Annotated in this window: 29 protein-coding genes and 1 riboswitch; of the genes, 6 read left to right on the top strand and 23 right to left on the bottom strand. The window is 42.3% G+C overall.

All coding sequences use genetic code 11. The annotated features are described in order from the left end of the window. Positions 1-6: 6 nt before the first annotated feature. The 11 genes from ureC to GFC30_RS08240 all read right to left on the bottom strand — a co-directional run bounded on the left by ureC (position 7) and on the right by GFC30_RS08240 (position 8736). Complete coding sequence (gene ureC, locus GFC30_RS08285; protein WP_066324208.1) at positions 7-1716, bottom strand: urease subunit alpha; 1710 nt, start codon at positions 1714-1716, stop codon at positions 7-9. Then, positions 1713-2048: an urease subunit beta gene (locus GFC30_RS08280; protein WP_066324207.1), complete on the bottom strand. Its 336-nt coding sequence runs from the start codon at positions 2046-2048 to the stop codon at positions 1713-1715. The genes ureC and GFC30_RS08280 overlap by 4 nt, the downstream gene beginning before the upstream one ends. 12 nt (positions 2049-2060) lie before the next feature. Continuing rightward, positions 2061-2363: an urease subunit gamma gene (locus GFC30_RS08275; protein ID WP_066324205.1), complete on the bottom strand. Its 303-nt coding sequence runs from the start codon at positions 2361-2363 to the stop codon at positions 2061-2063. A 34-nt stretch (positions 2364-2397) separates the two neighbouring features. After that, positions 2398-3099 (bottom strand): urea ABC transporter ATP-binding subunit UrtE, encoded by a 702-nt coding sequence (gene urtE / locus GFC30_RS08270; RefSeq protein ID WP_066324203.1) that lies wholly within the window; start codon positions 3097-3099, stop codon positions 2398-2400. Then, positions 3093-3842, bottom strand: a complete 750-nt coding sequence (gene urtD, locus GFC30_RS08265; protein ID WP_066324200.1) for an urea ABC transporter ATP-binding protein UrtD — start codon at positions 3840-3842, stop codon at positions 3093-3095. The genes urtE and urtD overlap by 7 nt, the downstream gene beginning before the upstream one ends. Continuing rightward, positions 3799-4872, bottom strand: a complete 1074-nt coding sequence (gene urtC / locus GFC30_RS08260; RefSeq protein WP_066324199.1) for an urea ABC transporter permease subunit UrtC — start codon at positions 4870-4872, stop codon at positions 3799-3801. Before urtC ends, urtD begins: the two co-directional genes overlap by 44 nt. 12 nt (positions 4873-4884) lie before the next feature. Continuing rightward, a complete protein-coding gene (urtB, locus tag GFC30_RS08255; protein ID WP_066324198.1) occupies positions 4885-5784 on the bottom strand; it encodes an urea ABC transporter permease subunit UrtB in 900 nt (299 codons plus the stop codon). A gap of 59 nt (positions 5785-5843) precedes the next feature. Then, positions 5844-7103 carry an urea ABC transporter substrate-binding protein gene (gene urtA, locus GFC30_RS08250; RefSeq protein WP_066324195.1) on the bottom strand — a complete coding sequence of 420 codons (1260 nt, stop codon included), beginning with the start codon at positions 7101-7103 and terminating at the stop codon, positions 5844-5846. A gap of 864 nt (positions 7104-7967) precedes the next feature. Continuing rightward, complete coding sequence (locus GFC30_RS17595) at positions 7968-8099, bottom strand: hypothetical protein (protein ID WP_274520047.1); 132 nt, start codon at positions 8097-8099, stop codon at positions 7968-7970. 167 nt (positions 8100-8266) lie between these two features. Then, positions 8267-8497, bottom strand: a complete 231-nt coding sequence (locus tag GFC30_RS08245) for a hypothetical protein (protein ID WP_066324193.1) — start codon at positions 8495-8497, stop codon at positions 8267-8269. Between the two features lie 11 nt (positions 8498-8508). Beyond that, positions 8509-8736: a hypothetical protein gene (locus GFC30_RS08240; protein WP_238583469.1), complete on the bottom strand. Its 228-nt coding sequence runs from the start codon at positions 8734-8736 to the stop codon at positions 8509-8511. Between the two features lie 128 nt (positions 8737-8864). Here GFC30_RS08240 and GFC30_RS08235 point away from each other — a divergent pair, with 128 nt between their 5' ends. Further along, positions 8865-10091 carry an NAD(P)/FAD-dependent oxidoreductase gene (locus GFC30_RS08235; RefSeq protein WP_066324191.1) on the top strand — a complete coding sequence of 409 codons (1227 nt, stop codon included), beginning with the start codon at positions 8865-8867 and terminating at the stop codon, positions 10089-10091. 115 nt (positions 10092-10206) lie between these two features. Here the strand turns inward: GFC30_RS08235 and GFC30_RS08230 are convergent, their stop codons facing one another. From GFC30_RS08230 to GFC30_RS08220, 3 genes are all read right to left on the bottom strand, one after another. Then, positions 10207-10713 carry a YobA family protein gene (locus GFC30_RS08230; RefSeq protein ID WP_238583467.1) on the bottom strand — a complete coding sequence of 169 codons (507 nt, stop codon included), beginning with the start codon at positions 10711-10713 and terminating at the stop codon, positions 10207-10209. Positions 10714-11495: 782 nt separating this feature from the next. Then, the gene (locus tag GFC30_RS08225; RefSeq protein ID WP_066324189.1) at positions 11496-11771 is read right to left on the bottom strand and encodes a hypothetical protein; all 276 of its coding nucleotides are present in this window, start codon (positions 11769-11771) and stop codon (positions 11496-11498) included. A gap of 11 nt (positions 11772-11782) precedes the next feature. Then, the gene (locus GFC30_RS08220; protein WP_066324187.1) at positions 11783-12130 is read right to left on the bottom strand and encodes a hypothetical protein; all 348 of its coding nucleotides are present in this window, start codon (positions 12128-12130) and stop codon (positions 11783-11785) included. Positions 12131-12247: 117 nt separating this feature from the next. On the opposite strand from GFC30_RS08220, the gene GFC30_RS08215 reads away from it, so the two are divergent. From GFC30_RS08215 to GFC30_RS08205, 3 genes are all read left to right on the top strand, one after another. After that, the gene (locus GFC30_RS08215; protein WP_066321978.1) at positions 12248-12778 is read left to right on the top strand and encodes a helix-turn-helix domain-containing protein; all 531 of its coding nucleotides are present in this window, start codon (positions 12248-12250) and stop codon (positions 12776-12778) included. 17 nt (positions 12779-12795) lie between these two features. Then, positions 12796-13308: an IS630 family transposase gene (locus GFC30_RS08210; RefSeq protein WP_066321976.1), complete on the top strand. Its 513-nt coding sequence runs from the start codon at positions 12796-12798 to the stop codon at positions 13306-13308. 430 nt (positions 13309-13738) lie between these two features. Then, positions 13739-14020: a hypothetical protein gene (locus GFC30_RS08205; protein WP_066324186.1), complete on the top strand. Its 282-nt coding sequence runs from the start codon at positions 13739-13741 to the stop codon at positions 14018-14020. 23 nt (positions 14021-14043) lie between these two features. On the opposite strand, the gene GFC30_RS08200 is transcribed toward GFC30_RS08205, so the two are convergent. From GFC30_RS08200 to GFC30_RS08170, 7 genes are all read right to left on the bottom strand, one after another. Beyond that, complete coding sequence (locus GFC30_RS08200; protein WP_066324183.1) at positions 14044-14766, bottom strand: TspO/MBR family protein; 723 nt, start codon at positions 14764-14766, stop codon at positions 14044-14046. A gap of 501 nt (positions 14767-15267) precedes the next feature. Beyond that, the gene (locus tag GFC30_RS08195) at positions 15268-16956 is read right to left on the bottom strand and encodes a glycoside hydrolase family 13 protein (RefSeq protein WP_066324181.1); all 1689 of its coding nucleotides are present in this window, start codon (positions 16954-16956) and stop codon (positions 15268-15270) included. Between the two features lie 29 nt (positions 16957-16985). After that, entirely contained in the window at positions 16986-18512 is a 1527-nt protein-coding gene (locus tag GFC30_RS08190) for a glycoside hydrolase family 32 protein (RefSeq protein WP_238583466.1), read from the bottom strand. Continuing rightward, the gene (locus GFC30_RS08185) at positions 18496-19323 is read right to left on the bottom strand and encodes a carbohydrate ABC transporter permease (RefSeq protein WP_066327256.1); all 828 of its coding nucleotides are present in this window, start codon (positions 19321-19323) and stop codon (positions 18496-18498) included. Before GFC30_RS08185 ends, GFC30_RS08190 begins: the two co-directional genes overlap by 17 nt. Beyond that, on the bottom strand, positions 19323-20204 hold the full coding sequence (locus GFC30_RS08180; protein ID WP_066324179.1) for a carbohydrate ABC transporter permease: 882 nt from the start codon (positions 20202-20204) through the stop codon (positions 19323-19325). The genes GFC30_RS08185 and GFC30_RS08180 overlap by 1 nt, the downstream gene beginning before the upstream one ends. Before the next feature lie 72 nt (positions 20205-20276). Beyond that, positions 20277-21596, bottom strand: coding sequence for an ABC transporter substrate-binding protein (locus GFC30_RS08175; RefSeq protein WP_238583464.1), 1320 nt, complete (start codon positions 21594-21596; stop codon positions 20277-20279). A gap of 161 nt (positions 21597-21757) precedes the next feature. Then, positions 21758-22735, bottom strand: coding sequence for a LacI family DNA-binding transcriptional regulator (locus GFC30_RS08170; RefSeq protein ID WP_066324177.1), 978 nt, complete (start codon positions 22733-22735; stop codon positions 21758-21760). A 373-nt stretch (positions 22736-23108) separates the two neighbouring features. Between GFC30_RS08170 and GFC30_RS08165 the strand changes: the two genes are divergently transcribed. Further along, positions 23109-23819 carry a polysaccharide deacetylase family protein gene (locus tag GFC30_RS08165; RefSeq protein ID WP_066324174.1) on the top strand — a complete coding sequence of 237 codons (711 nt, stop codon included), beginning with the start codon at positions 23109-23111 and terminating at the stop codon, positions 23817-23819. 34 nt (positions 23820-23853) lie between these two features. On the opposite strand, the gene crcB (GFC30_RS08160) is transcribed toward GFC30_RS08165, so the two are convergent. Further along, positions 23854-24201 (bottom strand): fluoride efflux transporter CrcB, encoded by a 348-nt coding sequence (gene crcB, locus GFC30_RS08160; protein ID WP_179946266.1) that lies wholly within the window; start codon positions 24199-24201, stop codon positions 23854-23856. Continuing rightward, positions 24201-24587: a fluoride efflux transporter CrcB gene (crcB, locus tag GFC30_RS08155; protein ID WP_066324168.1), complete on the bottom strand. Its 387-nt coding sequence runs from the start codon at positions 24585-24587 to the stop codon at positions 24201-24203. Before crcB (GFC30_RS08155) ends, crcB (GFC30_RS08160) begins: the two co-directional genes overlap by 1 nt. A 60-nt stretch (positions 24588-24647) precedes the next feature. Continuing rightward, positions 24648-24707, bottom strand: a riboswitch (Fluoride riboswitch). Positions 24708-24959: 252 nt separating this feature from the next. On the opposite strand from crcB (GFC30_RS08155), the gene GFC30_RS17185 reads away from it, so the two are divergent. Then, complete coding sequence (locus GFC30_RS17185; protein ID WP_169806997.1) at positions 24960-25100, top strand: hypothetical protein; 141 nt, start codon at positions 24960-24962, stop codon at positions 25098-25100. Positions 25101-25746 lie beyond the last annotated feature (646 nt).

The raw sequence follows: 25746 nt of genomic DNA, 5'->3' as shown, positions 1-25746 counted from the left end.
ACCCCCTCAAAATAAAAAGTATCGTTGTGCCATTGGAACGATTTCAGCTGGTTCACATGTAATAAGCTTGCCATCCACTTTCACTTCGTACGTTTGCGGATCGACCTCAATCTTTGGCATCGCGTTGTTATGCACCATGTCATGTTTAGATAAGCTACGAATATTCTCTACCGGTCGAATCATTTTTTGCAAATTCAATTTTTGTGGAATTTCAAGCTCCAATGCTGCTTTCGATACAAATGTAATCGATGTGTTATATAACGATTTTCCATAGCTCGCAAACATCGGCCGGTATATGACTGGCTGCGGTGTTGGAATGCTGGCGTTTGGATCCCCCATTACACTATAGGCAATCATGCCACCTTTTAAAACGAGTTCCGGTTTTACACCAAAAAATGCCGGATGCCAAACGACTAAATCAGCTAATTTGCCTACTTCTACCGATCCGACGTATTGATGAATCCCATGGGTAATCGCTGGATTGATCGTATATTTGGCGATGTAACGTTTGACGCGAAAATTATCGCCTCTTCCTTCCTCCTCAGGCAATTTTCCAAATTGCTTTTTCATCTTATCCGCCGTTTGCCACGTTCGCAAAATTACCTCTCCGACGCGTCCCATCGCTTGTGAATCGGAGCTAATCATGCTAAAGACGCCTAAATCATGGAGAATATCTTCCGCCGCAATCGTTTCTTTCCGAATGCGCGAATCGGCAAAAGCAATATCTTCAGGAACAGACGGATCTAAATGATGACAAACCATCAACATATCTAAATGCTCATCTAGCGTATTTTTTGTGTAAGGTCTCGTTGGATTGGTAGAAGAAGGTAATATATTTGGAAAACTTGCGACTTTAATAATATCTGGCGCATGCCCTCCGCCTGCTCCTTCCGTATGATAGGTGTGGATCACGCGCCCGTTAATCGCCCTTAACGTATCTTCAACAAATCCCCCTTCATTCAGCGTATCGGTATGAATTGCCACTTGCACATCATATTCGTCAGCGACCTGCAAGCTCGTATCAATCGCTGCGGCTGTTGTCCCCCAATCTTCATGAAGCTTCAACCCAATGGCACCTGCGCGAATTTGCTCCGCTAACGGTTCTTTCGACGATGCGTTCCCTTTCCCTAAAAACCCTAGATTCATCGGAAACGCTTCAGCCGTTTCCAACATGCGATAAATGTTCCATTCCCCAGGGGTGCATGTCGTCGCATTTGTCCCTGTCGCCGGCCCTGTTCCGCCGCCGATCATTGTCGTCATTCCCGATGACAAAGCCGTTTCGATTTGCTGCGGGCAAATAAAATGAATATGGGCGTCAATTCCCCCGGCGGTGACAATTTTTCCTTCGGCTGCAATAATTTCCGTCGCTGCTCCGATCGTAATATTCACCCCGTCCATCAACAACGGATTACCCGCTTTCCCAATCGCCGCAATCTTCCCATCTTTAATCCCGATATCGGCTTTATAAATTCCTGTATAGTCAACAATGATCGCATTTGTCAGCACTAAATCCATCGATTCCGAACGTGTGGCAAGCGGATGCTGTCCCATTCCGTCACGAATCACTTTCCCGCCGCCGAATTTGACTTCATCACCATAAACGGTAAAATCTTTTTCAATCTCAATCCATAAATCGGTATCAGCCAAACGAACGCAATCTCCTGTTGTCGGACCAAACATATCCGCATACTGTTGCCGTGACATTTGAAAACTCATCGCATGACTCCCCCTTTCTCACCTTCATCAAGCGGCCCGTTGACTAACTGATTCAATCCGTAAACACGGCGCTCCCCGGAAAACGGGACTAGTTCCACTTGCTTAGCATCCCCTGGCTCAAAGCGCACCGCCGTCCCTGCCGGAATATTTAAGTGTTTCCCATACGCCGCTTGGCGATCAAATTCAAGAAACGAGTTCACTTCAAAGAAGTGAAAGTGAGATCCAACTTGAATCGGACGATCTCCACGATTGGTCACCACCAGTTTTGTAATCGGTTTATGACGATTACAAACGATCGTATCTTCTTTTAACAAATATTCTCCTGGAATCATCGTATCCCCCCTTTAACGAATTGGCTGATGAACCGTCACGAGCTTTGTGCCGTCAGGAAATGTGGCTTCCACTTGTATGTCTTCCATCATTTCCGGCACCCCTTCCATTACATCATCGCGAGATAAAATCGTTGTCCCGTATTGCATTAACTCCGCCACCGTCCGCCCATCTCGCGCACCTTCTAAAATTTCATATGTAATAAGCGCTACTGCTTCGGGATAATTTAGCTTCAACCCTCTTTCTTTGCGGCGTCGTGCAAGATCCGCTGCAACGACAATAAGCAACTTCTCCTGTTCACGTGCAGTTAATTTCAATATTCTCCCACCTTCCTTATTCATTACGCTCGACTTATACGGTTAAAAACCGCTGAACGTCGCTCATGCTCGTTTCGCTCACATGCCCTTGTGCAACAACTATGCCGCGATCAAAAATGTAAAAGTAGTCGGCGCATGAAAAAGCTAAATCTAGGCTATGCTCGACAAGTACAATTCCGACCATTTTTTCTTTTGCAATTTTCATGATAACATCACGAATCAGCTGTACGATCGATGGCTGAATGCCTTCCATCGGTTCATCAAGCAAAAGCAGCTTTGGCTGTCCAATCAGCGCGCGGGCAATGGCAAGCTGCTGCTGTTGCCCGCCGCTTAAATCTCCTCCTTTTCGATGCAACATGTCTTTTAATATAGGAAATAATTCATAAATTTCTTCTAAAACGTGTGACGGATTGATTTTTTTAGGAAGCGCCTCGAATCCTAACAATAAATTTTCTTCGACCGTTAATGTCGAAAAAATTTCCCTTCCTTGTGGAACATAGCCTATTCCCCTTCTTACCCTGTGCTCCGGCGGCAATGATGTCATATCCTCACCCTCCCATTCGATGTTGCCCCTCATCGGTTTGATCAATCCGATGATGCTTTTCATAAGCGTTGTTTTTCCGACACCATTTCGCCCTAGCACTGCCGTCACAGATCCTTTTTGTACGTCCATGCTTACGTTTTCTAACACAACGCTTTGTTCATATCCGGCTGTCACATTTCGAACGCTTAACACGCTTTCTCCTCTCTTCCTAAATAAATTTCGACTACTTTTTCATTTTGCTGAATGTCTTCCATCGTGCCTTCACACAATACTTTCCCTTCATGCATCACCGTCACTTGCTTTGAAAAACGCCGCACAAAATCCATATCATGTTCGACAATCACAACTGCACAATCACGGGCAATTTCATGGATCAATTCCCCTGTGCGCTCCCGTTCCGCGGCACTCATTCCTGCAATCGGTTCATCAAGCAGCAACAGCTGAGGAAACTGAATCAGCTGCATGCCGATTTCGAGCCACTGCTTCTGACCGTGTGAAAGAGAACCAGCCTTTTGATCAGCATAATCGAGTAATTCGATACGTTGTAATAACGTGATGATCATATCTCGATCTACCTCTGACATCTTTGCCTGTAAAACAGCAAATAGCCCGCGATCTTGTTTTAAAGCCAGCTCCATGTTTTCCCATACGGTCAACTGATGAAAAATCGATGGGCTTTGAAATTTCCGAGAAATGCCAAGCCGTACAATTTTGTGTTCCGGCATATCGGTAATATCGTGTGAGTAAAATAACACTTTTCCGTTGCTTGCCCTTGTTTTACCGCAAATCACATCTAATAGCGTCGTCTTTCCCGCTCCGTTTGGCCCGATTAAAAATCGTACTTCATGTGGATAAACTTTCAAATCGGCCCCTTGCAACGCATAAAACCCGTCAAAATCTACTGACACGTTGCAGCACATGAGAACTGGCTTCATTTGCTCTCACTTCCCCTTGTTTTTTTCGTTGTCTAACAGACTGATATACGCCTGTTAGCCCGTTTGGCAAGAACAGCACGACAGCAATAAATAATCCCCCTAAAAACAGCAGCCATATATCAGGATAATTTTCGCTAAAAAAGCTTTTCGCACCGTTCGTCACAATGGCACCGATGATCGCTCCGATTAACGAACTTCTTCCGCCGACGGCAACCCATAGCACCATTTCAATGGAAGGAATAATTCCCATCATTGCCGGAGAAATAAGTCCTACCTGCAGCACAAACATCGCTCCTGCTATTCCGGCAAAAGCAGCGGAAAGGCTATACACAAACACTTTATACGTAGTCGGATTAAATCCTAAAAAGCGGACCCGGTTTTCACTATCCCGAATCGCAACAAGCACCCGACCGAATCGATTTCTCGTTAACCCGCGTGAGAAAAGAAACATCGACAAAAGCAAAACAACGGTTAATAAATAAAGAACGATTTGTGTAAGAGGAGAAGATAGCGAGAACCCGAAAACGGTAGAAAAATTCGTTAACCCGTTTGTTCCCCCGGTCCATTCTTGCTTTCCGATAAATAACGTCACAAAAACAACCACGATCGCTTGAGATAACAACGAGAAATAAACACCTTTAATTCGATTTCTAAACGTAAAATAGCTCAAAAACATCGCTAGAAGCACCGGAACGATAATGGCGAAAGATATGGAAATGATTGGATGTTCAAACAGTTTCCAAAACCAAGGGAGCTGATTTACACCGCTCCATTCCATAAAGTCGGGTAAACGACCACCGGAAGCCTCCAGTTTTAAATACATCGCCATGCAGTAAGCTCCTAAGCCAAAATATACACCGTGACCTAAACTTAAAATGCCGGTATAGCCCCAAATTAAAGAAATGCCGATCGCAATCATCGCAAAACAAAGAAATTTCCCAAGCAGCGACAAACGAAATTCCGTTAAATAAAACGGTGCTAAAAACAAAGCAAGAAAAAACAGCCAATACATCCAGTTCTTTTTGATCATTTTTGCCCCCCCTTAATCGAGTGATCTCGTTTTCATGCTCACAAGTCCAGAAGGCTTCCATTGCAAAAAGACAATAATCAACGCAAACGTAATCACTTTTGCCATCGTGGCACTTGTCGAATATTCGGTCAATGTACCAATCAATCCGATTCCAAACGCCCCTAAAACTGTTCCGATTAATTTCCCTACTCCCCCTAAAATAACGACCATAAATGCATCGACAATATAATACGTTCCGATCGTTGGACCAATCGGACCGAGCAGCGTTAATGCACAACCTGCCAAACCCGCAAAGCCGGATCCGATCGCAAAAGCGTATGCGTCTACTTTTTGCGTAGAAATGCCAAGGCATGCGGCCATATCACGGTTAAGTGTCACCGCCCTTATTCTTCGGCCAGCTGCTGTTTTATTTAAATACATATAAAGTGCAAAGATTGACACGGCGACAAATGCTAAAATGAACAACCGTTTATACGGAAACACCATTCCCGCAACATGAACCCCTCCATCTAACCATTCGGGAGGAAGTACCGCCACATTGGGCGCACCGAAAATCGTCCGTGCCATTTGCTGTAAAATCAAACTCACTCCCCATGTTGCCAGCAAACTATCCAACGGCCGATGATATAAGTGGCGAATTAACGATTTTTCCAATCCTAAACCAAGGAGAGCGGAAACAAAAAAGGAGACAGGAATAGCGATGATATAATAATAGTCCATCGATTGCGGTGCATATTGCGCAAAAAATTGTTGAACAACGTACGTCGCATAGGCTCCAACCATAATCAATTCGCCATGAGCCATGTTGATGACGCCCATTAACCCAAACGTAATCGCCAACCCGATGGCAATGAAAAGCATGATCGAACCTAAGCTTAAACCGTTAAACAATTGTGTCACAAAAACTGACAAGGAAATGCCTCCTTTCTTTAGGAGAGGAAAGGAGCATAACCCCTTTCCCACAAATGTATTTAATTCATCAAGTCTTTTGCCCATGGATAGCTTTTTAAATAAGGATCTGGCTTAACAGCTTTCCCAGAATTCCATAATTCTTTAAATTGACCATCCGGTTGGATCTCTCCTATTCTCACAATCTTCCACGTATGTTGTGTTTCTCCGTCGATTTTTACCGTTCCACTAGGCGCCTTATACTCGATGCCATCCGCTGCTTTTTTCACTTTATCTACATCAAACGAGCCGGCTTTTTTCACCGCTTCGGCCCATAAATGAACAGCAAAGTACGCTGCTTCAATCGGATCATCCGTGACGCGGTCTTTTCCATACTTCTTTTTATATTTTTCTACAAATACTTTGTTTTCCGGTGTGTCCGTTGACTGAAAATAGTTCCATACCGCAAGATGGCCGGCCAATACATCACCGCCAATTCCGCGAATTTCTTCTTCGGCGATGCTCACAGACATAACCGTTAAATCCTTTGCTGTAATCCCAGCGTCTTTTAATTGTTTGAAGAACGCGACATTGCTGTCCCCGTTGAGCGTGTTAAACACTACATCTGGCTTCACGTCTTTAATTTTGCTAATAATCGTGCTATAATCTGTATGGCCAAGCGGCGTATATTCTTCACCGACCAATTGCCCGCCTTCCGCTTTTAATTGAGCTTTAATAATTTTATTTGCCGTGCGCGGGAACACATAATCCGAACCAAGCAAGAAAAATTTCTTTCCTTTATTTTGTAACAACCAGCTTACCGCTGGAACGATTTGTTGGTTCGTCGTGGCACCTGTATAAAAAATATTTGGTGAAGACTCCATCCCTTCATATTGGACTGGATACCAAAGCAACCCATTATTTTGTTCGACGACCGGAAGCATCGCTTTGCGGCTCGCTGATGTCCATCCGCCAAAAATCGTCACTACTTTATCTTTCTGTAGCAGCTTTTTCGCCTTTTCCGCAAACGTTGGCCAGTCTGATGCCCCATCTTCAATGACAGGCTCAATTTTTTTTCCTAATAACCCCCCGGATTCATTAATCTCTTCAATCGCCATTAATTCCGCATCTCGCAGCGATACCTCGCTGATCGCCATCGTGCCGCTCAATGAGTGAAGTATCCCTACTTTGACAGTGTCGCTTGTTTCCGATGTGCTGCTTTCTTTCTTCTTTTCTTTCGCCTCATCGACTGCCGATGACGCAGCACATCCGCTCAGTACCAATAAACTTCCGCATAAAAGCAAGCTGAGCCATTTCAATCCATTCCCTTTTAACCTCTTCATGTGAACACCCCTTACAAGATTCTAATTATTTATGATATAATTAGAATCAGGCATATACCGACGTATGTAATGCCTGATTTATGAGGAATTTTCTCACGGCCATGAGAAAATTCCTTTTTTTCTTCACCCCCCTGTTTGTTATATTTAATAACAATTAATGTAATATTCTCTAACAGTATACATAACCTTTTTTATTAAGTCAACGAAAAATTCAGAAAAATATAGTATATTTTGATTTTTTTGTTATAAAATCTAACATCATATATTTCTTGTTGAGTAGAAAACTGCAAAAAAAAAAAAAAGACGGAGAGATCACAAATCTCCCCGTCTTTAATTAACATTGTCTATTGTTGATCAACACATCCATTGTTGAATTGGTTTATCATTGTTCCCACTTGATTTGCGATGATTCCAATTAGCTCTGCGGCATGCAAATTTTTGCTTAGTCGAGGATTTTGCCCACACCAAAGCGACATCCACTCTTTATTTTTCTGTTTTGCGGCTTCTGACCGGATATCTTAGGTAAGTATATGTTGAATTGGATAGGCCGGCAAAATGGCCTCATGTTCTTTCATTTTTATGGTAAATTCATTTTTTATCCTCTAGCTGGCTTACCGGTGAATGCGGAAATGATAACCGCCTGTTCTTCAGTACCGTTTAATATCGCTTTTTTATGTATATGTATTGTTTAAGCAGTTCTTCGCTTTTCCAATATTCTTCAAAATCACACGCATTATCTTTTCGCCAATGTAATGACAAAATCGCTACTTTATTTCTGTTATTTCCTATAACATGAAGTTCTGGAGATTACAGTTTTTGTTACTCTGGCCAACGCTGTTTGCATATTTGCTAAATTTTCTGAAATTATTCCTTATCTTTAATTGGACTTAACATTTCTTCGGTTAATAACGTTTCCGGGTTCCACCAGGCACCTTGTTCCATTGCTAGTTTTAACTGTGTTAATGCTTCTGTAGGCTGATTAAGCTCAGCTAACAAACAAGATTTCCCAAAAATTGTATAATAAGTCTTCTCACGATACAAAGCCTCAGCCTTTTCCGAAAGAATGAACGCCTTTTTCCATTTTTTTACTCAAGTAATTGTAAAAACTCTCGATGTAAATCAATAAACCTTTTACTCATAGAACATTCCTTCGACAAATTCACCTATATTTCAAAAAAACCAAGCAACAGCCGCTGCTTTGCTTCATCTAATTCCAACCTATATAAGTTGCAATAAAGAATTTCCGATTTTTCGTTCCCGTTTTCATCTAAATACAAACCGATATGATATAACGTGGTGAGTGCTCTGCTGAATGTAAAACAAAATTTCAGCTTATATAGTTGCCAATAAATAAAGACCACTAGGAAAATTCCGTTTATTTCGTAAGCTCCCACTATAAGCCCTCCTAGTTGCCTGCAGCTAAGTACCCTTTCCTAAAACCATTCGCAAATATAGCTATGACTGGTATGAATCCCCATATTTCTATCGCTTTGATCGCTCCTTTAGCTGCTCCTTTAGCTATCGTTTGTGTGGCTGCTTTTTCAATTCTTCCTACTTCCAATCTCGTTTCTGCTTTAGATTTCTGCATCTCTACTTCTGCTCGTGCATTTTTATCTCCCTTAATCCCCCCCAACAGCCGTTGCTCCAGCCATGAAGTCGAAAAAACGTTTGGCGTGGTTCCCCTCCTCCTTCCCGACGAATAAACCAAATAATTACGGTCATGCTAAAAACGAACGATGAAGTGGAAGGAGACGAACGATCGTGAACTTGCAATCTGGAATCTTCTACTGGCCAACAACTTTTACCAACCCGCCGAGCTACCCGGTCTTAGAGGAAGACATCGACTGCGACGTGCTTATTATCGGCGCTGGTACTTCGGGCGCCCAATGCGCCTACTTCCTCAGCGACACCGATCTTGACGTCGTGGTCGTCGAGAAGCGAAAAGCGGGACACGGGAGCACAGCTGTCAATACGGCCCTGATCCAATACTTGGGGGAAAAAATGTTTTTCGAGCTGATCAACAGCTTTGGCGAAACGTACGCGGCGCGGCATGTAAAACTTTGTGAACAGGCCATCTGCGATCTCGCCAATGCCGCTCGAAAGCTGCCGCTCGATTGCGAATTTGTCTCCCGCGACAGTTTGTATTATGCCAGCTCTCCTGAAGATGTAAGCAAATTGGAAAAAGAATATGCCGCTCTCCAGAAACACGGCTTTGCTATCGAACGGTGGTCGGAAGAACAAATCGCCCGCCATTATCCGTTCCGCAAGCCAGCGGCGCTGCTGACGAAAGGAGACGGCGAAGTCAATCCATACAAACTGACCATCGGCCTGTTGGAATATGCCAAACGCCGAGGAGTTTCCATTTACGAACAAACCGAAATCAATGGAAAAAAACTCGAAAAAGACCAAGCCGTTTTTTATACGAAAACCGGCGCAGTCATTCGCGCCAGAGCAGTCATCGTGGCGGCTGGTTACGAAACATTGGACTTCAAAAAAGATCCGAACGCCGTGCTGAGCAGCACTTATGCCGTGGTTACCAACCAAGTCGAGGATTTCTCAAGCTGGCACAACCGAACACTCATTTGGGAAACGGCCCGTCCTTACATCTACATGCGGACGACCGCTGACAACCGCATTATCATCGGTGGATTGGATGAAGATACAACGTATGCCGATGAACGCGATGCCAAACTCATTCATCATCGCGACCAGTTGATCGCGGAGTTTCAGCAACGCTTCCCCACGATCCCAGTCCGAGCCGAATTTTACTTAGGCGCCTACTACGCCGGCACACACGACGGTCTGCCGATCATCGGGGTATACGACGAATATCCAAACTGCTATTTCGTCTACGCCTATGGAGACAACGGCGCCGTTTACAGCATGGCGCTCGCTAAATGCCTGCGCGACTGGATCGCGGCAGGCCAAAGCGGCGACGCCCAGCTCTACTTGCCGGACCGTCCGCTTGTCTCCGCGTTGTCTTCGTAACGATGTTTTCCCGAACCCCTCCCCCCATCAAAGGGGGAAGGGGTGTCTTCTCTTGCGTTCGCGTTCTCTTGTGTTCTATTTTTGTCTGAATAACTCGATGGCAATCCTCTCATCTTTATCCATCCTTGATCCGAACATCAAATTCCGTTCGCCCATGGGCGTCTTTCACTCGAAGCGTCCAAGTATCCGCTTGTTTGTCATACTGAACCGCTCGAATCACAGGAATCGTGTGCCGGAGACGAATTGCTTCCTTTTTCAGCGCTTGGCGGATCACTTCCTCCTCCAATAAGCTGGCTCCATCACGCGGAGCGCTCGGCACAACCAACACTTTTCCAGCCTTTCCTTGGCCTGGATACGACTCAGCAATTCCTCCATCAATCCAGACCCGAACTTTCTGACCGATCTTCACTCGCGCTGGTGCATTCGAAACAAAGATAGCATTGTAAAACTCTTCAATCCCGCCTGTGGAACGAAAATCTTGCGGATCCGAACTGACAACCAAGATGCTTCCCCCTTCTTTTCTCACGACATACCCTTCAATGGCATAGCGGTCAGTTTGCCCGTTACAGCCTGCCAACCAAACACTCCACACGGCGGCAATGAAAACAAGCCGTTTTTTCACCCTAATCTCCTCCTTTGTTATCATTAGTCGCATTTACAGAAACATCGTTTCACCCTTTTATGAAAAGCTCCATTTTGACAAATCCATCATGGGTTCTTACATCCCCCATCAAACCTGGGATATAATTCACCGCCATGATGAAGCAAGGCGGGCGACACCACCAATGAAACGGGCGACAGCTGATGCGCTCCCGCCTGTGGTGGTTGTATGTATGTTCGAGTTTTTACTTCTCCCTTTTGTTTAAAAGGCATCACAAATACTCCTCCCCGGCGTTTGTTGCGCATAATCGTCCTAAAATTCAACACCAAACCCTCTTTTCCCACCTTAATAGGGGCTTTTTATTTCATTTTTAGGAATAACTTTTTGACCAACACATCGAGCGATGGCAAGTCTTTTTTTATGCCATGAAGCTCTGCACGTTTGGGATACAGGACTCTATGCACCTTCATTTTGCACTAGACACTTGCCGTCCTTTTTCATCATCTTCTTCAAAAAATCCTTGTCTTCCCCCCTAATTCCCAGAAGCAGAATACCCTTTTCTAAAGCCATTCACAAATATCGCTATATCAGGTATGAATCCCCATCTTCCTATCGCTTTGATCGCTCCTTTAGCTGCTATTTGCATCTCTCTATAACCATTGTGTATCATGGTACTATCCAATAGTTCTTACGTATCCTTTTTACTTCGCAATTTACCTTTAATTTCTTTGACCTGTAATCTAATGAAAATGGCGATACCTCGTAGTGCTAGTCGAGCGTTATGGTTCAACTAGCATCACAAGTTACGCATCATTTTTGTTTCTAAATTTTGCTTCTTTAATTTCCCTCTTTGCATTTCTAAAACCAACTACAATAAGCAACATATATACAATAACAACAATCCCGATACGTAGATAAGGTGGAATGAAATCAAAAAGAGTGGTATAAATAAAGATAAACATTAATAATATAGGAGCAACAACAACAATATGACCAGCATCCTTTTTCTTAACAGCATAAAATAGTTGCCAATAGATAAAGACCACGAGGAAAATTCCGTTTATTTCGTAAGCACCCATTATAAGTCCTCCTAGTTGCCTGCAGCTGAGTACCCTTTTCTAAAACCATTCGCAAATATAACGATATCAGGTATGAATCCCCATATTCCTATCGCTTTGATCGCTCCTTTAGCTGCTCCTTTAGCTATCGTTTGTGTTGCTGCCTTTTCAATTCTCCCAGCTGCCAATCTCGTTTCTGCTTGGGATATCTTAGTTCTCACTTCTGCTTCTGTTTCTCTCCAACCATTACGGGCACCTACTGTAGCCGGACCTACCTTACTAGCAGTATTAGCAGCACCACTCCAATTAATTCCATAAGAAGCTGCTACATCCTTTAATCCTTGTTTAATTCCTGATTCAATTCTATTCCATGTAGACATTGCTAACCATCCTTTCCACTATATACATGCACTTTAAAATGATAACTTCTGTATGAACGCCTTTTTCTATGGTTATACTGCTCCTAAATACCCACGTATAAAAGGAGCGGAAATGACATGAAACGTCTTAAAATTACAAATGATCACGGCTGGACCCCTCGAACACTTCGGAAACAAGAACGGAAAATCAAAGATGCTTCGCTTCGCGTTCGGGTTACCGCCGTTCGTCTCGTCATGGAAGGGTATCTCGGAAAAGATGTTGCGAAAATGGTCAATCTATGCCGTCAATCGGTTGCCCTCTACGTCTCACGCTTTAACGAAGGAGGACTCGATCATTTACTCGATCGCCGCTTACCACCCGGTCGTGTGCCGTTTCTTACCGAAGAACAGCAACAAGAACTAAGACAACTCGTGTTAACCACCACCCCCGTTGATGTCGGTTGGGGCATTTCTTCCTCATGGAACACACGCATTTTGCAATCTTACATCCAACAAACATATGGTGTGTTTATGTCACGTGAAGGCATTCGCAAGTTGTTACATCGTCTTCGTTTATCGTGGACACGTCCAACCTACAAGCTGGTGAAAGGGAATCCAGAACATCAAGCTGCTTTTCAAAAGGAACTCGAATTTATAAAAAAAAACTAATCACCGAGCACGTCACCATGTTTTATGTAGATGAGACGCATGTTCGTGCCTATCAAGCGCTTCGTACGACATGGGCAGAAGTAGGCAAGCAAAAACAAATCCCGAGTTACGGTCATCATGCCCATGTGTCCATTTTTGGTGCGGTCGACGTTCAACAAGGCGATGTCGTGTTTCATCGTGCCTCATCCGCCAATGCCGAGACGTTCTTAGACTTTTTGCGCCTGTTGAAAGAGAAATATTCGGATCGATTCATCGTGCTTGTGTTGGACAATGCACGTATTCATCATGCCAACATGGTGCAAGCATTCCTCGATAGCGACGAAGGCGCTGCATTTCACTTTATCTATTTGCCACCGTATTCTCCACAGTTAAACCCGATTGAACGGTTATGGAAGTGGCTGAAAGATGAAGTCATCGCCAACGTCTTGCATAAGGATCAAAACGACATTGTCCAGTCCATTACTCGCTTTGAACAGTACGTCTTGCAACACCGGGATGAAGTGTTACGCCGCATCGGATGTACTGCGTAACCCAGAGGTTAACATGCCAATTTGGATGTATATAGAAATGAAATGTAGTGATAAGTAATGAATAGCTGTATTCCATAGAATCATTTATTTATATAAAAAAGCCTCCTTATCCTTACATATCCCTAAGAAAAATCAAAGCAGTGCCTCTTATATTTTTTCATCAAAATGATAGCTATAAAGATCGGGATACTTCTTACCATATGAGAGCTTTTCTCGTCTTATACGAAAAACACCCTCAGCCAGCTTCCTTCCATTTTTACCTCAATCTTCCTTAAAAAGGTAAATACAATTTCACAACAAACACACCCAATCGTCGCAATATTCACAATAAAATTTTATCCTTATTTTTTTTTTGTCAATATATTACGATAAAAAAGGTAAAGTAAAATTTAAGTGATACAACAAAAATAACAAGGAGACGGAGGGAAAGATGGAAACGCTAGTCACTATATGTTTTAAAGTTGCAGGTGGATTGTTAGATTTTTTGTTGTTAGGTCAGTTTGATTACCTCATAGCAAAACGAAAATTGAAACATCTGCAAGCAACAAGAATTATTGAAACACAAAAACCATTCGACAAAAACACAGTAAAGCACATGTTAGAAGATCCAAGCATTCGTCCATATTTATTTTCAAAAACAAACTACAAAAAACTTTTACATGACAAAGACATGCAAAAACAATTCAACGAAGGGATATGTAAATATATATAATCACCCACGATAACGGTGGGTGATTATGTTTTTTCTTTATACAAAGACGCTACGCTAATTAGTATTACTCCTGCAAGCAAAAATGAAACGTATGCGACAAGCGACGCGGTTCCTTGGTTTTTCACCCCAATGCCAACAAACGCCCAAACGAATACAAGTGGATACGCCCAATCTCGTTGCCGGAGCATGAAAAGAAGGGCTAAAGCTGTTGCAACGAGTAACATCGTAATCGCCCAGAACGCATCAGACAATCCGAATCTGTCCCAACCGTTGTATTTTAAAACAAAGGAAATGTTTGCAATCGTTGCAACACTGACCCAGCCTAAATAAACAGAAAACGGAAATAGTTCAAAAAAACTTGGATTCGTACGTTTGACCACTTTATATAACCATATCAACGTAAAAAGAAGAGAAAGCATCACAACAACAGAAAAGAGAAAATATTCATAATGCCACACAACAATCCACAACGCATTAAATATACAGCTAACAACAAAAGGAACGAACGCTTGGCGATACATAGGTAAGTCTCGTCGAGAAGATGGAAATTGTCTTAAAATCCAAATCGCTAATAGGAGGTAGATAAACCCCCAAATTGAAAACACATACCCTGCTGGGGTAAATAAGACGTTTACTTTCCGCGATATTTCCCCTGTCGTCTGACCATTCAAAGGAAGCCACTCCGCTACCGCATTGACAAGTACCATCATGACATACGCTCCTGCATAAACAACGAACCGATTCATGTTGTCCCTCCACTTCTTTTTATATTTATACTATTCCTCTTATGTGGACGGCATAACCGTTTTAAAAAACATCTGTAAGCAACTATATAAGTTAAAATTTTGTTTTACATCCAGCTTACTACCTTCCACGTTATACCATATCAGCTCGTATTGAGATAAAAGCGGAAGCGAAAAATCGGAAATTCTTTATTGCAACTTATATAAGAAAAGCGCAAAGCGCCCACCTATCGGCTAAGAGCCCACAAGCCCAACCGAGGAGGATTAGCCCCCGAAAGAAGGGGCGGAGCGCATCACGCCGATGGCACTTGGAGCTAGACAGTTCTCTACCCAATCGCAAAATTTTATCCCCCCTTTCTTATCTTACAAGAAAATAATCTACAGAAAATGCCTTGAGCTAATTTTACTCGCCAACTAGGCATGAAAATAACCGTTCATCGATCCGTATTTTCAAAGAAAAAAGGCGGTTCCATTCACACAAAACCGCCTAACTGGTAAAAAGATTTACTTCAACACATACACCCTCGACTCATATGGACGCAACGTGATCGAGCGAATATCGTCCTCACCGCTTACGTCATAGTTGCTAATGAGTAAAGAATGTGTTTGATACGTGATATTTGTTGGCAACTCGAACAAAGGAGTATCGTTTGTAAAATTACATATGACAAGCAGTTTCTCTTCCCCTAACGTGCGGGTAAACGCATAAATTTGTTCGTCCTCTGCTAAAATTAAATCATATGCACCGTACACAATGATATCGTGTTGTTTCCGCAATTGAATCAGTTTTTGATAGTAATAAAAAATAGAATTCGGATCATTTAATGCCGCTTCGACGTTAATGTCTGTATAATTCGGATTGACGTTAATCCACGGAGTACCAGTTGTAAATCCCGCATTCGGTTCGCTTGACCATTGTACCGGTGTTCGAGCATTGTCTCGGCTTCGTTCATAAATAGCAGCCATCATTTCCTCATGCGTCATCTTTCCGCCACCAACTAGTTCTTTATAAGCATTTAACGTTTCAATGTCCCGATAATCGGACAGTTTCGAGAATCTGACGTTCGTCATGCCAATTTCTTCCCCTTGGTAAATATATGGGGTGCCTTGATGCATATGTAAGCATGTCGCCAGCATTTTCGCAGACTGTACACGATACTTGCCATCATCGCCAAAGCGGGAAACCGCACGCGGCTGGTCATGATTGCTCCAATACAAGCTGTTCCAGCCATCCTTCGCAAGTCCATACTGCCAATGCGCAAAAATTTTTTTCAACTCTGTCAGTTTCCATTCTCCCGGAGACCATTTTCCATATAACCCGTCTCCTAAACTCACATGCTCGAAATGAAACACCATTTGCAGTTCATTCCGCGATTGTCCTGTGTACAGCTTCGCTTCTTCCACGTTCACACCTGGCATTTCTCCAACAGTAATGATATCGTACTTGGATAGCACTTCGCGGTTCATCTCTTGAAGATAGTCATGCACTTTTGGTCCGTTGAAATAATACGGGCTACCATCACCATATCGATGCCCTAGCTTCACTTCGCCATCCGGGAGACCTTCGACTTTTGAAATCATATTGATGACATCCATGCGGAAGCCATCGACTCCTTTATCGAGCCACCAACGCATCATGTTGTAAATTTCTTGCCGCACGTTCTCGTTTTCCCAGTTCAAATCTGGCTGTTTTTTGCTAAATAAGTGGAGATAATATTCTCCGGTCGTTTCATCGTATTCCCATGCCGAACCACCAAACGCCGCTCCCCAGTTGTTCGGTGGCTCTCCATTTGGTTTGCCTGGCCGCCAAATATAATAATCGCGAAACGGGTTGTTCTCTTTTGACTGTCTTGATTGAATAAACCAAATATGTTCATCAGACGTATGATTGACAACTAAATCCATCATAATTTTTATCCCGCGTTTATGCGCTTCTTCTAACAATTCATCAAAATCACGAAGCGTACCAAACTCTTTCATAATATTTTGGTAATCGCTAATATCATACCCGTTATCATCATTCGGCGATTGGTATACCGGTGACAACCAGATGACATCGATTCCTAACGTTTTTAAATAGTCCAATTTAGAAATGATGCCTTGCAAATCCCCGATGCCATCACCGTTGCTATCCATAAAACTGCGCGGATAAATTTGATACACAACCGCTTCTTTCCACCATTGTTTCTTCATCATTTTCCCCTCGCATAATAAAATCTTTCCTACCCCCAAATATCCTTCAATTTCCACGCATCGACGGAAAAGACAGTCGCGTCCCCGCCTTCTGTGAACAGCTCAATTCCTTGGCTTGTTTCGGACGGATAAATTCTCCCCGTCATGACAAGCCGACCGTCATTGACAAACAGTTCCACGGACGAGCGGTCAATAAACAAATGGAACGTGATCAAATCGGTTTTTGATCCGTCGAGCACTGCCCTACGAATGCCGCCTTCTCCTCTTCCAGAGCGGTTTCGGTCAAACGTCACGACAGAGTCTCCTGTATCATAGCGGAAGATCGTTTCTTCGCTTCCATCACTTGAACAGCGCACTTTGACACCAAATGCATTCCCACGAAAATCGGTTAACGAAAAGCGAACGAGCAACTCCAACCGATCGCCTTCCACAGGAACTGTGTATGTTGCTTCATGTTGTTTTACTGAGATCGATTCCAGATGCGTATGCTCTTCGCGCAATAATTGCAATTCCGGCACCGGCTTCATCAAAAGTTTCTCATCATCTGTCAATTCCAAAAGACGCGGAATCGTTAACGCGCCGGCCCATCCGTGTTCTTGCGTCGGCATCGGAGACTCCCACATATCCATCCAGCCGAACAAAATTCGTCGCCCTCGTTCATCTTCAAACGTTTGTGCGGCGTAAAAATCAAATCCCTTATCGAGTTCTTCAAACGCTCCGTGTGTCAGTTTCCCTGTTTCCTCATCAAGCGTTCCGACAAGGTAACCGGTTTGATGAAGGTTTTGAAAGCGGTCGCCGACAGGCTCGATTCCTTGAGGTGAAAATAGTAATATATCTTTGCCGTTCAAACGGAATACATCAGGACACTCCCACATGTATCCTAAGCTACCATCGCTTTGTGCAAGGATGTTGACATATTCCCAATGACGAAGATCTTTCGACTTGTATAAAACGACTTTTCCGTTATTCCCCTCTCGCGTTCCGAGCACCATATACCAATCCTCGCCACGTTTCCACACTTTTGGATCGCGAATATGACCTTGGCAGTCAAACGGAGGCTCGGAAAGTACCGGATTGGCCGGGTCTTTTTCAAAATGGATGCCGTCTTTGCTTGTCGCTAAACATTGATATTGCTTCAATTCCGTTTGCTCCTCATTCAGCCAAACATTTCCGGTATAAATAAGTGTGAGAACTCCATGATCATTCACCGCACTTCCCGAGAAGCAGCCGCCTTCGTCGTACCATTCACTCGGCGCAAGCGCAATCGGTGCACGCTCCCAATGCACAAAGTCTTTGCTTTTCACATGCCCCCAATGCATCGGCCCCCACTTTGGACTGTCCGGATGAAACTGATAAAACACATGGTATTCCCCGTTCCATTGAATGAGTCCATTTGGGTCGTTCATCCAGTGCACCGGTGCCATAATATGGTATGCTAGCCGATACGTGCTGTCCATTTTTTCTTTTGCTTGTTGTACTCGTCTTTCTGCTTCCTTTACTATCTCATTATGTCTAGACAATGCAACCAACCTTTCTACATCATTTAATCGAACCATTCATAACCCCTTGAATAATGTGTCTTTGGGTAAACAAGTAAACAATGATCACTGGAATGATCGTCACTACTAACCCAGCCATTAATAATCCGTAATCGACAGAATATGTCCCGAAAAAGTAGAACGTAGACAGTGGCAATGTCCGCTCTTCCGGCTTAATTAAAACAAGGGATGGTAATAAAAAGTCATTCCAAATCCAAAGAACATTTAAAATTACAATCGTCATGGTGGTTGGCTTCAACAGCGGAAACACCACTTGAAAAAAGATTTGCAAGCGTGATGCCCCATCAATCATAGCCGCCTCTTCTAATTCTAGTGGAATGCTCTTAATTAATCCATGATAAATAAAAACAGCTAACGATGCACCGAACCCGATATACATATAAATTAACGCCCATTTGCTATTTAAAAAGCCAATCGATCCATAAATTTGCACAAGCGGGATCATAATCGCTTGGAACGGAATGATCATGGAAGCGACCATTAAGAAAAACAAAAACTTATTTAGCTTATTTTGCATGCGAACAAACACATAAGCAGTCATTGCTGAAAAAATAGTAATGAGCACCACGCTAAATACGGTCACGATAAGCGAGTTCATAAAACTATGGGTAAAATTCATTTTCTCCATTGCACTGAAATAGTTTGCTAAATTAAATGATTTAGGTATAGACAACGGATTAGAAATAATTTCTGTTCGCTCTTTTAACGAATTCAGTACAACTAATATAAAGGGGAGAATATATAAACAGAAAAAAATAACTAAAACAATATAACGAACGAACTTCGTTAAGGTTTTGGATATGTTCATCACGCTTCAACCTCCCGCTTCTTGCTCACATACACTTGAATGAGTGTAACGATGGCTACAATGAGGAACAAAACAAACGCCTCTGCTTGTCCTGCTCCGTACTTTTGTGATAAAAATGCTTTTTGATACACATACATCGACACGAGCTGTGTGCTCTTATACGGACCTCCGTTCGTTAACGCAATATTTAAATCATATACCATAAACCCTCTTTGAAGAGATAAAAACACGCAAACAATAAATGACGGAACCATCAGCGGCAAAATAATCTTTCTTAATCGAACAAATGCGTTGGCGCCATCAATGCTTGCTGCTTCTAACAATTCTTTAGGGATATTCATTAATCCTGCTATATAAATGACCATCATGTAGCCAGAATATTGCCAAGTTGTCACAATGACAAGCGTCCAAAACGCTTTGTCCGGATCTGCCAGCCACGAAGAGGAGAAAATGCCGATTTTAAAATGCTCTCCAATGTAAACAAGTACGTTCGAGAAAATGAACTGCCAAAGAAACCCAAGGATAATTCCTCCAATTAAGTTAGGAGTAAAAAAACCTGCGCGGAACAAATTTTTAGCACGAATTTCCGTTGTCAACATATACGCCAAAAAGAATCCGACGACATTAATCAAAATAACCGTTAGTAGAACATATTTCATCGTTTTATACATAGATGTCCAAAACGCAGCGTCATCTAGCACCGCCAAATAGTTCTTCATTCCGACAAACGAGTGGCTCGTCGAAACCCCGTCCCAGTTAGTGAACGTCAAATAAATTCCATATAAAAACGGCAAAATAACGACAGTAAAAAAAGCGAACAATGTCGGTCCTGAGAACAGAAGCTGAACTTTTAATCTATCAAAAAATTTTTGGCTGGACATTCATCGTCATCTCCTTGCTAAAAGTTGTGGAATAACGGGCAACCCCGTTATTCCACATAAACTAAAACTCTATTATTGTTGTGATTTCCAGTAACCTTCAATTTGTTTCAACAACTGTTTTCGATCGATTTTATTGTCTAAATATTGCTGCATGAACGCACCGACTTGAGACCAATGGTCAGGTGGAAGCGTAACCATAAATTGAAGCGTTTTATTATTGTTCATATACGCTTTAATCGATTTTGCTAATGGATCTTGCGGCTCTAATGTAATATTTTTAAACGCTGGAATGATGTTCGCCTTATTGACTAACACGTCTTGCCCTTTTTCATTATATACTAGCCACTCTAAAAACTTTTTCGCTGACGCTTGTTGTTCAGGAGAGTTTTGTTCTTTGTCAACGATCAAGTATTTCGTTACACCAACAGGGATTTGCGAGTTACCGTAGTCATCTGGATTATCGCTAATTGGAACTGGCAAGAAACCGTAGTTGCCGTTTGTTGTATCAAACCCTTTAATTTGCGGCCATGCCCAGTTCCCCATAAACCAAATACCGACTTTTCCTTTTCCTAATAACTCTGGTCCTTGCTCATACGTTCCTGACATCGGATCTTTCTTATTAATGTTATTTTCTTTTAATAGATCAAACGTATCTAATAGCCCGTTTAATTTTTCGTTTTTCGTCAAATCTTCTTTTCCTTCTTTAAGGTTTGTTAAAAACGCTTCCACTTCTTCAGATTTATTAGATTGAACACTATACCCAATTGGTAAAAAATGTCCTGCGAGCGACCAATCCATCGGAGATTGAAGGTTTGATGCAACTCCTGTTTTTTGAATCTTTTTCATTAACTCTGCTAAATCACTTCTTGTTTTAATGGAAGAAGGATCAAAGTTTCCTCCAACTGCTTTGTCAAGAACAGCTTTGTTGTAAATTAAGCCGTATCCTTCAACCGCAAACGGGAATCCTAAAACCTTTCCGCCTTCTGTCTTAACGACATCTAGGCTGCGTTCAACAGCATCATTCACCCATTTTTCTTTTGATAAATCAAGCGCTTTATCAGCAAATTTTTTCACATCACCTGGATCCAACATTGCGATTGTCGGTGCATTTCCCGATGCATACATCGATGTTACCTTTTCAAATGGCGATTGTCCTGCAGCAGCTGGAATCACCTCTAATGTTGTTCCAGGGTTTTCTTTGCTAAATTCTTTTGCAGCTTCTTCCAACTGTGCTTGAATTTCCCCTTTCGAGTTGAGAAGGGTAATTTTCACTTCGGAGCTAGCAGTTTTCTTTCCATCTGACGATTGACTTTCCTTTGTAGAATTCCCACATCCTGACAACAATAAAGATAATGATAGTACTGCAGCTGACACCATTTTTAGTTTGCTCAAATTAGTTCCCCCTCTTTTTTTAAAAATATTTGTACTTCTATTGTGATTATATTAAAGCGTTTTCAATATGTCAATCGTTTGACATGAAAAATGTTAAACGATTGACATACCGTAAAAAAGGTGTTGAAACGTTTATCACTTTCAACACCTTCCCTTCATCATCACGTCGTCAACCGCTCGACCAACTCTACCGGAAACACATTTTCACGTTCAAACGGTTCTTCATTTACTTGTTTTACAATCAGTTCAACCGCACATTTCGCCATCTCTTCAATCGGTTGACGAATGGTCGTGAGTGGCGGAACAAATAGCGAAGCAATCTTAATATCATCGTATCCAACAATTTTAATATGCTCAGGAATTCGTTTATTTAAAAAGTAACATATTTGAATAACATACGCTGCCATCACATCACTACTCGCAAAAATACCGTCAATATCCGGATGTTTTTCTAACAAATGTCGAATCATCGCTTCGTATTGGGTAATGTCAAAAACATTCAGTTCTGTCTCCACAATCACCGACTCGATCCCATGCTCTTTACTTAATTCGATAAATGCTTGTGAGCGTTTATTAGCAAGCAATTGAAGCTGTAAATTCCCGCTTATATGCGCAATTTTTTTGCATCCTTTTTCAATAAGTAAAGTAGTAGCTAACTTCCCCCCTTCATAGTTATCGGAGGAAATATAAGGAATTTTTTCGCTAATGCACCGGTCAAATGTGACGATCGGATAATTTACGTTCATATATTCTTCTACTTCTAGCGTGTGGCTCCCCATAATAATGCCGTCTACCCGATTGCTTTTGAGCATCTCGATATACTCTTTTTCTTTTTTTCGATCCAACAACGAATTGCAAATTAACACTTTATAACCAATTAAATGAGCGTAATATTCAATGAAACCTGCTAATTCTCCAAAAAACGGATGAGATACAGTCGGAATAATGAGGCCAATTAACTTTGATTGTCGCCGATGCAGTGATCTAGCAATTTCATTTGGTTGATAGTTTAATTCTTCCATTGCCTGATATACTTTTTGGCGGGTTGCATCGCTAATATATCCGCGATTATTTAATACACGAGATACCGTCGTTACCGTAACACCGGCTAATCGCGCCACATCTTTAATCGTGGGCATATTCCTCCTCCTTGCTTTTGCTGTAAGTTCACAGAAAAAGAGCACCTCTTTCCTCACAAAAAAATTCAGGAAAGAAACGCTCACCATAAAAAGCATAGCATATCTAAAAACGCATATTCAATGCTAAACGTAAAATTCAGTTTCTCATTTTTCCCGCTCTTCTGCATAGTGAACAGCGATTCTAGAGAAACTAGGGAGTGCTTATAGTAGGTTTGAACAGCAGCAAGTTCCTTTTCCATATACGCATTCCCTTCGTAGGCGTTATGATAAAACACGTCATTATGCCAAAACGGCAAGCCAATGAAAAACAACGAATGGTGTTACTATTTTTTTGGCATGCTATACATGAATACATTACGAAAGGGTAGTACATATGCTCATTTTCTTGTTATCGTTATCTATCGTCATTAGCTCCTTTTTTTCAGCTAACGAAACGAATAAAATTGACGAAATCGTCTGGGACGTCCCGACAACGAAAAAAGTCGTCGCGCTTACGTTTGACGATGGACCAGATATAATTTATACGCCGCAAATTTTAGCTATCCTAAAAGAATATAACGCAAAAGCAACGTTTTTTGTCGTTGGCTTTCGAGCGGAAAAATACCCTGACATTATCAAAAAGCAAGCACAAGAAGGGCATGAGCTAGGAAACCATACATATAAACATCTTGATTTCCGCGGCAAATCAACCGAGACGGTCATCCACGAAATCAAAAAAACTGAAACAATTTTATACGAACTAACAAAAAAACGCCCAACGCTCTTTCGCCCTCCGCTCGGGCACTACAATCGCAACGTAATCGATGCCGTGACAAAAGAAGGCTATACGTTCGTTATGTGGTCGCGAGAGCAAGATACGTACGACTGGAAAAACCCCGGAACACCAAAAATTGTCCGTCGGGTTGTCCAACACATTCAACCAGGACAAATTATTTTATTTCACGATCACGGCAGCGGCAGCCGCAAACAAACCGTCCAAGCGCTAAAAGAAATTTTGCCGATTTTAAAAGAAAAAGGTTATACGTTCGTCACCGTTTCCGAGCTATTAAAGCTTCATCCGTACTATCGGGACTTAAACCTTTAACAGGCGTGGTGAACGAACCGGTCTATCTGTTCGTTCACCGGCTTATTAAATAGCCCCCATACGCGAACAAGATGCCGAAACAATAACTCAGTACGAGATAAAAAATGGCATTTCTTTTTTCGCCGTTTATCAACATTTGAACTGTTTCCCATTTCAACGTCGAAAACGTCGTAAACGCACCCATAAAGCCCGTCCCAATGAGAAGTTTCCAATTTTCCCCTGGGTCACTTCCAAACAGCCAGCCTAACAAAAACGACCCAAACCAATTGACAAGCAACGTGCCGACGGGAAACGATTTAGTGCGCGAAATAAACCATTGGCTAATGGCAAAGCGGCAAATCGCTCCGAAAAAACCGCCGATAATAACAAGTAGTACAGACATTATACCCCCCCTTTTCGTACCGTCGGTTTCGCCACTCGAAAGCCGCTCCACGAACAAAGCAGCCCACCAAAAACACTAAGCAAAAAATAGAGAAGCGCCATCTTCCACGCATGGTGTTGCAAAAGTTTCAAAAAATCAACACTAAACGTAGAAAACGTCGTAAACGAACCGATAAAACCTGTCGCAATTCCTGTTTTCAACCAAAGAGGAAACGATGGACGCGCCGACCATGTCGCAAACCAACTTAGCAAAAACGAACCAACGAAATTTACAAGCAACGTTCCGACTGGAAATCCCCAAAGCCATGCGGTCGGAATCGAAACTCCTACATAATAGCGAAGCAACGCCCCAACCATACCAGCAATGCCAACAACAACGTAAATCAATTCCTTCTCCTCCTAAACAAGAAAATATTTTCCTCAAAATGAATAAACCCCCACCAGTGTCAACTGGTAGGAGTCATCAGCCTTCCGGCAATTATGGCGAACTCCATCGCCTATTCAAGTTAACGAAACCGGTTATATTTTATCATAATCGTTCAACAATTCATAGTCCCTTCCCCTTTGCGGCACGTTCTTTGTCCGCCATATTTCTGCAAAAGGTAGGTGATTCCCGAATTTTTTATTAATCTTATTGTATCCTATTTACATACAACTGGGGAGCGGAACGAAAAAATAATTATATAACAGATATTGATTTTTTCAATCTGTTATATTACAATACACGTAACAACATTTTTATGGAAGGGGACAATGGGTATGGAAATGTATACACAAGCGTATCAGCGATATTTAGAAAAATGTAAGGAGTTTGGCATTCAAGCAATTGACCTCATTGAGTTTATTCGCACGTTAACGATCGAGCAAGTCGAGCATATGCTTCAAGGAGGCGCACGATGAACCAAACGGATGTCAACGTATAAATCCCCCATCCACTCTGGCGAGAACATTGGATGGGGGATTTCGTTATATATACATGCAACTGGGGAGTTTCACTTATTTTTTCGACTGACGGAGGCAAGCCTTTGGCTTGCCTCCGTCACGCGTTCGCGTGACAGAGAACCGAACAACGAGCCGCCTCCCAGACAAATTCATTTGTCTGGGAGCGGTGTTGTTCGGTCGCCCAACAGTCGAAAAATGTTAACACTTCAATGTGCATTTACAGGCGTGTTGATTAACCAATAAAAACCAGTTGACATCGCTCTATTCCTAGCTTTTCTGCCGTTGTCGGCAAACGTACCGTTTGCCGACTGGGCATGCTTACAGCATGTCCTCCTCGAACAATGAACGCTTTGCGGGCAAATGACATTTGCCCGCCGGCGTTCTTGTTCGAGGGAAAAGGCAGAAAAGCTTGTGTTCAGCCATATGATTCTATGTTTTTTAGTAAAATAATGGATAATCAACACTCGTGGTGCATTTATATAGTTGCCGATGCAAGTTGAACAGCTTGCTACGGTTTCTTCTTTTAGATAAGAGTCCGCTGTTTCGATTTATTTTACGATTTCTCCAGTTTTCATAAACAAAACAACATCACCTACTTCTGCCG

Source organism: Anoxybacillus amylolyticus (assembly GCF_001634285.1).
GTDB classification, from domain to species: domain Bacteria; phylum Bacillota; class Bacilli; order Bacillales; family Anoxybacillaceae; genus Anoxybacteroides; species Anoxybacteroides amylolyticum.
Note: the sequence above shows the minus strand (reverse complement) of the source record. Positions and strands in the feature narration are given on the sequence as shown.